Source organism: Paracoccus sp. FO-3 (assembly GCF_006386455.1).
GTDB classification, from domain to species: domain Bacteria; phylum Pseudomonadota; class Alphaproteobacteria; order Rhodobacterales; family Rhodobacteraceae; genus Paracoccus; species Paracoccus versutus.
Genome location: NZ_VCBQ01000177.1, coordinates 1 through 5446, shown reverse-complemented (window position 1 = coordinate 5446; position 5446 = coordinate 1). Strand labels below are relative to the sequence as shown.

At 62.9% G+C, this 5446-nt stretch carries 6 protein-coding genes and 2 pseudogenes; 3 read left to right on the top strand and 5 right to left on the bottom strand.

The genetic code is table 11. The features are described from left to right. Positions 1 to 420: 420 nt before the first annotated feature. Positions 421 to 540 (bottom strand): annotated as a pseudogene (locus tag FE811_RS28530) (integrase core domain-containing protein); the annotation flags it as partial. A 444-nt stretch (positions 541 to 984) separates the two neighbouring features. Between FE811_RS28530 and rarD the strand changes: the two are divergent. Continuing rightward, a complete protein-coding gene (gene rarD / locus FE811_RS25535) occupies positions 985 to 1917 on the top strand; it encodes an EamA family transporter RarD (protein ID WP_116221790.1) in 933 nt (310 codons plus the stop codon). A gap of 291 nt (positions 1918 to 2208) precedes the next feature. Here rarD and FE811_RS25530 read toward each other — a convergent pair whose 3' ends face one another. Continuing rightward, positions 2209 to 2817, bottom strand: coding sequence for a TetR/AcrR family transcriptional regulator (locus FE811_RS25530; RefSeq protein WP_140849312.1), 609 nt, complete (start codon positions 2815 to 2817; stop codon positions 2209 to 2211). A gap of 750 nt (positions 2818 to 3567) precedes the next feature. Between FE811_RS25530 and FE811_RS25525 the strand changes: the two genes are divergently transcribed. Together FE811_RS25525 and FE811_RS25520 are read left to right on the top strand one after the other, a co-directional pair. Beyond that, complete coding sequence (locus FE811_RS25525) at positions 3568 to 3816, top strand: hypothetical protein (RefSeq protein WP_116221787.1); 249 nt, start codon at positions 3568 to 3570, stop codon at positions 3814 to 3816. Positions 3817 to 3836: 20 nt separating this feature from the next. Next, positions 3837 to 4202: a hypothetical protein gene (locus FE811_RS25520; RefSeq protein WP_140849310.1), complete on the top strand. Its 366-nt coding sequence runs from the start codon at positions 3837 to 3839 to the stop codon at positions 4200 to 4202. Positions 4203 to 4213: 11 nt separating this feature from the next. Here the strand turns inward: FE811_RS25520 and FE811_RS25515 are convergent, their stop codons facing one another. The 3 genes and pseudogenes from FE811_RS25515 to FE811_RS25505 all read right to left on the bottom strand — a co-directional run. Continuing rightward, on the bottom strand, positions 4214 to 4831 hold the full coding sequence (locus FE811_RS25515) for a plasmid pRiA4b ORF-3 family protein (protein ID WP_116221786.1): 618 nt from the start codon (positions 4829 to 4831) through the stop codon (positions 4214 to 4216). Positions 4832 to 4849: 18 nt separating this feature from the next. Continuing rightward, positions 4850 to 5167, bottom strand: coding sequence for an H-NS family nucleoid-associated regulatory protein (locus FE811_RS25510; protein WP_116221785.1), 318 nt, complete (start codon positions 5165 to 5167; stop codon positions 4850 to 4852). 78 nt (positions 5168 to 5245) lie between these two features. Beyond that, positions 5246 to 5446, bottom strand: a pseudogene (locus tag FE811_RS25505) (SAM-dependent methyltransferase); the annotation flags it as partial.

Here is a 5446-nt window from a genome sequence, read left to right as displayed (position 1 = left end):
CACGCAGCGCCGCAAGGATCGCGAGGCATAGCCGGTGCAGCCTGCGCGGACCTGTAACGACAGGGAAAACCATGGCTGAAGGCCTTCCAGGCGCGGGGGGCCGATCGGGAGCCCCCCTGCCCGCCATCGAGCGACGGCGCAAGGCCGGCATGCCGGCATACGGCCCAGCGGTGATGCTGGTCGCGCCCTCGGCTCTCGCCGTTGCCGCCCAAGGGCTCGTCTTGCTGGTATATGCAGCGCAGGGATCCGCCTCACCCTGACGCGACGCCGGGGCGTGGCTGCCGGTCTGCGGAACCCTGATCGACGCCCGGCTGCCTTGTCCATCGGCCCCCGATGACGGGCCCATTTTGATTGTTGGTGCAATGCTGGTCGTGTTTCCAGCGCGGACGGCGTTGCTGGCCCAGGTTGTCGAGCTGTCCGCGCTGGAAACGCGGGGATGAAGACTTCCCGAGCCGGAGGCTTGTAGCCGAGCGATCCATGCGGGCGCACGGTATTCTAGTGGCATCGCCACCTTTCCACGATGATCCTGGTCTCGGCGAGCCCTGGCAAATCGTTGCGGCAAGCACGGCTGTCCGGTCTGAGAAAGCCGCGCTGCAGCGTCGCCGGTCTCTCGACCGGCGGCTCGGGGCCGCCCTTGACTTACCGAGCATACAAGCAGCCGGCAGATCGAACCTCCTCTCCGCATCAAGTGCGGCAACGACTGCCTCGAACAGGTGATGGGCGTCATCGTCGGCCAACGGAGCATTCAACTGCTCCTTGGCCTTGCAACGGTTCGGATCATGTAGTTCAGGCACATATCCTTGCCCCATCTCGATCCTCCATCGGGCTGTTACCAAGGGAAAAGGAGAGGCCGATCGGGTCGACGCAGGTTTTTCGCGATTCTGGCGCCCCTTCACCCTTGGCGATTGTCGATCAGAGGCCAGCTTATCGGACCAGGCACCGCAGCGTCTGGCACGGCCGCGGATTGCAGCCTATGCAACCGATATGAGCAGCCCTGCCGATCTCAACAGCGATTCCCCCCGTGGCCTGGTCCTGGTGATCCTGACCTATGTCCTCTGGGGCTTTCTGCCGCTTTACATGAAGGCGCTGGCGCATGTGCCGCCGGTCGAGGTCGTCGCCCATCGGGTGATCTGGTCGCTACCCATCGCGGCGGCGGTGCTGATCTGGCAAGGGCGCGCGGCCGAGGTGATCGCGGCGCTGCGCACGCCGCGCCTGCTGGCAATGGCGGTGCTGACGGCGATGCTGATCTCGGTCAACTGGCTGGTCTATGTCTGGGCGATCATCAACGATCACGCGATGGAGGCGGCGCTGGGCTATTATATCAACCCTCTGTTCAGCGTTTTCCTGGGGGCGGTGCTGCTGAAGGAGCGCCTGGGACGGACGCAGCTCATGGCCATCGCGCTGGCCGCGGTCGCAGTTGTCATCATGACCGTGCAGGCAGGCCGCCTGCCGCTGGTGGCGCTGGGGCTGACCCTGACCTGGGGCTTCTACGCCTATTGCAAGAAGAGCCTGCCACTTGGTCCCAACCAGGGCTTTACGCTCGAGGTCCTGGTGCTGTGCCCCTTTGCGGCGGCCATCCTGCTGTGGCTGACGCTGACCGGCCAGTCGCATTTCGGCACGGGCGCGGGCGCCGACACGCTGCTCTTGCTCGGTTGCGGCGTGGTCACGGCCGTCCCGCTGATGCTCTATGCCAACGGCGCCAAGCTGGTGCGGCTGACCACGGTCGGCATCCTGCAATATATCGCGCCGACGCTGATCTTTCTGTGCGCGGTGCTGGTCTTCGGCGAGCCGTTCGACCAGTCGCGAAGGATCGCCTTTCCGCTGATCTGGGCGGCACTGGCGCTGTATTCCCTGGGGTTGTGGCGGCAATATGGTGCCGCCCGGCGCAAGGCCACCACGACCGGCCGGATGCAATAGGCGTCGCGACATGGGGACCCAGCATCTACCGGGCGAGAAGGCCGGGTTCCTCGGAGGGCATGGTTCGAGCGGCGAGTCCGAGGATCATCCCCGTCGACCGACGCCTCGCTCACAGGGCATGCTGCCGCCACGATGCCCTGCCGGGTCTGCGGGCCAGCGCGACGCCAGCAACTCAAGAAGAGCTTGCCGCGACCACCTCGAAAGCCGGTCATGGAAAGCGCGGTATCGGCCCGCCCTCATCAATCACGTCGCCGCAACCAGGCCGAAGGGAAAAGAGAACTCAGGTCGCAGCTATCCGACCAGCCGCTGCAGCAGCAACCGAAGGTTCGCACGCATCTCCGCCAAATCTTCTGGGTCCGGCTTTCCCTGTGGAAGGCGTTCCAGCATCACCTTGTGCAGCGCACCGCAGATGAGGGCGCGGATCAATTCCGCCAGTACTTCCGCATTGTCCTCACCGGCCAGCAGCCCGCCCTTCTTCGCACGGACCAGCAGCCGCTGCATCAGCACGATCACCGATCGCTCGAAGCGGGTGAAGCGATCGTTCTCCCGCAGCGCGCCGAGAGCCGGCGAATGGAAGGCCAGGAATACGCCCGGATGATCGATGGCCCGGCCGATATAGGCGTCGGCAAGTGCTTCCAGCTGGGCGATCGGGTCAGCACAGTCGATCACCGCCGTGACCCGGATGCAGCGATCGTGAAGCCGCAGCAGCGCGCTTTCCACCGCCACCTCCATCAGATGCGCCCCGTTACGAAAGACGGACATCATGGTCGAAGGCAAAACATCGAGCGCACTGGCCACCTCTTCGAGACTGGGCGGGTAGCCTGTTTCAGCCAGCAACCTGTGAAAGACGCTGGTCGCATCGGTGCAGAGATTCCTGCCGCTATGGTTTTGACGGGTCATATTCAATCCTAAGAAACAGCCAGATCGCGGAAACCGGAAGCCCGGGCACGGTGAAGCCGAGCATAATGAAATCATCCATTATGCCCCGGTCATCCGAGGCGAGTGGCTGGTTAAACATGTATCTTTGTCTGGTATTCGGATCGGTGGGATGCGGCGCGATCCAGGGTGCTATCCGCCCTTCATCGCTGCAGGAGCGGCACTTATCCGGCTCTGCGCAGATCTTTCACCGCGTCGCATTCCCACCACCTCACCCGGCTTTTTGCCCGGGATGAGACAGTCAGCCGCATCGGCATGGCGGCGATGAGGCCGGCGATGCCGAAGACGACATAACAAGAGAGTACCGCGACCCGGCCGTAGCCCAGTGCGAAAGTGATAACCGCCGACGTCATGCCTCCGATGACGCCGGCAACGAGATATGCCAACATATGCCGAATGGTTCCGCCAACAAGGGTTAAGATCGATCTAACAAGGGGTTCAGGCGTGAGGCCAAGTAAACATCGCCTGTGGTATTTCCCACAGACGCTCTCATGCCCGTCGAGTTATCGTCCAAGTTGTGTTTGCTTCAATATTTTCACCTAAGCCTCTGCGAGTCATGCTTTTTTCTCCTGGTCTCCGTGCATTGAACTCACTTGTCCTGGGTGAAGACATTGGCAAACATACAACTGTAGATTGGTCATCCCTTGGAGATTCCTCGCAGGTGGTTGACATTATTAGGAGGGTAATAATTTGCTTTACACTAATAACCCTGACATGATCGCCTTTACATTCGGTCGCGTGATTCTGCGCCTTGCACAGGACGGGACCCCGATCGGCGCGGATACCGTCACTCAGGCACTCATCCGAATTGCAAGCGGTGCCTCCGTCGACAGGGTTTCCCCGGAAATGGCGAAAAGCGCCCTCATGGCGCTGAGGAAACTTGATATTACAGACGAGATGGCACCCTCAGCGCCTACCCCGAAACGTCGCCTGACAGCGATGGCGAACCGGTTGGTGGCGTAGAGGTCTTAGGACCTGTCGGCTTGGGGCGCTATGCTTGGGAGTTGGAAAAGGGCGGACAGGAATTGTGGGGTCGCGTGAACGGACGACGAACCAACAACTGCTCCGCCATGATCGATGCGCCTGTTAACGGCTTCGGCATCGCCTATGCCCCCGAGGATATCGCCGCCGCGAATATCCCAGCCGGCGCGCTGGCGCGGGTGCTGGATGACGGGTCGCCGATGCTCGACGGCTGTTCCTCTACCATCCAAGCCGACGCCCGAGCCTTCACGCTTCCAAGGCCATGGTCATCAGCGCACGGCGGTATCGCGACGGGCCAAGCCGGTGGGAGACCCGTCACAACCAATCCATCACCCCGACCAGGTGATCCGGCGATCAGGTGTCGGTGATATACGCGCTGCTAACCCCTCTGCGCCTTCGGCCTCGGCTGATACAATCGGCGCCACGCGTTCACGCGCAGCGCATTGCGCAGATCCTTGTTGATCAGGTCGAGATCGAACCATTCCGGATCGAAATGCCCGCCCGCCCATCGCAGCGTGGAGCGATGGTCCTCGTGCGCCGGATCGCGGATGATCCCGAGGAAATCCGCGTAGCCCCGCGGCCCGCCGACAGCCTCGGACGGCCTTGCCTGCCCGCCTTCGAGGCAGAGCGCATGGCGAGGCGCCGGGTCGAGCGCCAGCCAGTCCTCGATCCGGATCAGGTGCTGCCAGCCGTCCCCGAAATCGTAGGCATAGGTGAAGCCGGCGTCGCGCCCGACGAAATCCTGCAGCCGGACCTCGGCATAGTCGAAAACGGGGGGGCCGCCGAAGCCGTCGTCCAGCAGGGCCGGATCGCCGTAGCGCAACCCGCCGATGCGGAATTCGTGCAGATGGCTGTCGGTCCAGCCGAAGGCCGCCTGCAGGACCAGGTGCAGCCGGTCCAGCGTCCAGCCGGAGGGAACGACCAGGCGCCGCCAGATCTCCGGCTCGATCCCGGCCAGGGAGACATGCAGCCGCACCGCATTCGAGGGCTGGAACATTTCCCCTGCCCTCCCTGATCAGATGGCGAAGTCCTCTAGGGATTTGCCGGCTTCCAGGCCCTCGACGATCCAGGCGGGCTTGCGGCCACGACCGCTCCAGGTGATCTCGGTGTTTTCCGGGTGGCGGTATTTCGGTGCCACGGTGACCCGCTTTTGCGCCGATGTCATTTCCGCCAGTTCGTCCAGCGAGAAACCGTGCTCTTTTGCCACCGCTTCCGCCGCCGCAGGGGCCTCGGCCTTGCGGCGATCCTCGAAAGAAGCAATGGCCTTCGCCACGTTCTTTTCCAGCTGCTTCAGTTCGGCCAGCGACAAGGCATGCAGGTCGATATCGGCCATAAGCGTCCCCTGTTGTTATGCCGCTCGTTTAATTCAGCAGGGGTTCAACGGCAATTCCCGCGCTCAATCCATAGCCCGTTACCTGTCCAGCCTGATCTCCCGAACCGGATGCCCCGTGTCGATGAACAGCCGTCCCGCCGGTTTCAATGCGGCCCGCAATCGTTCAAGGGCGCGTTGCACAATCTCCGGATGGCGGCCGTCCAATGCCCCGACACGCATCGCAAAGGCGATGTCGAAGCGCTCCTCGCCGGCCAGCAGTTCGAAATCCTCGATTGCCAC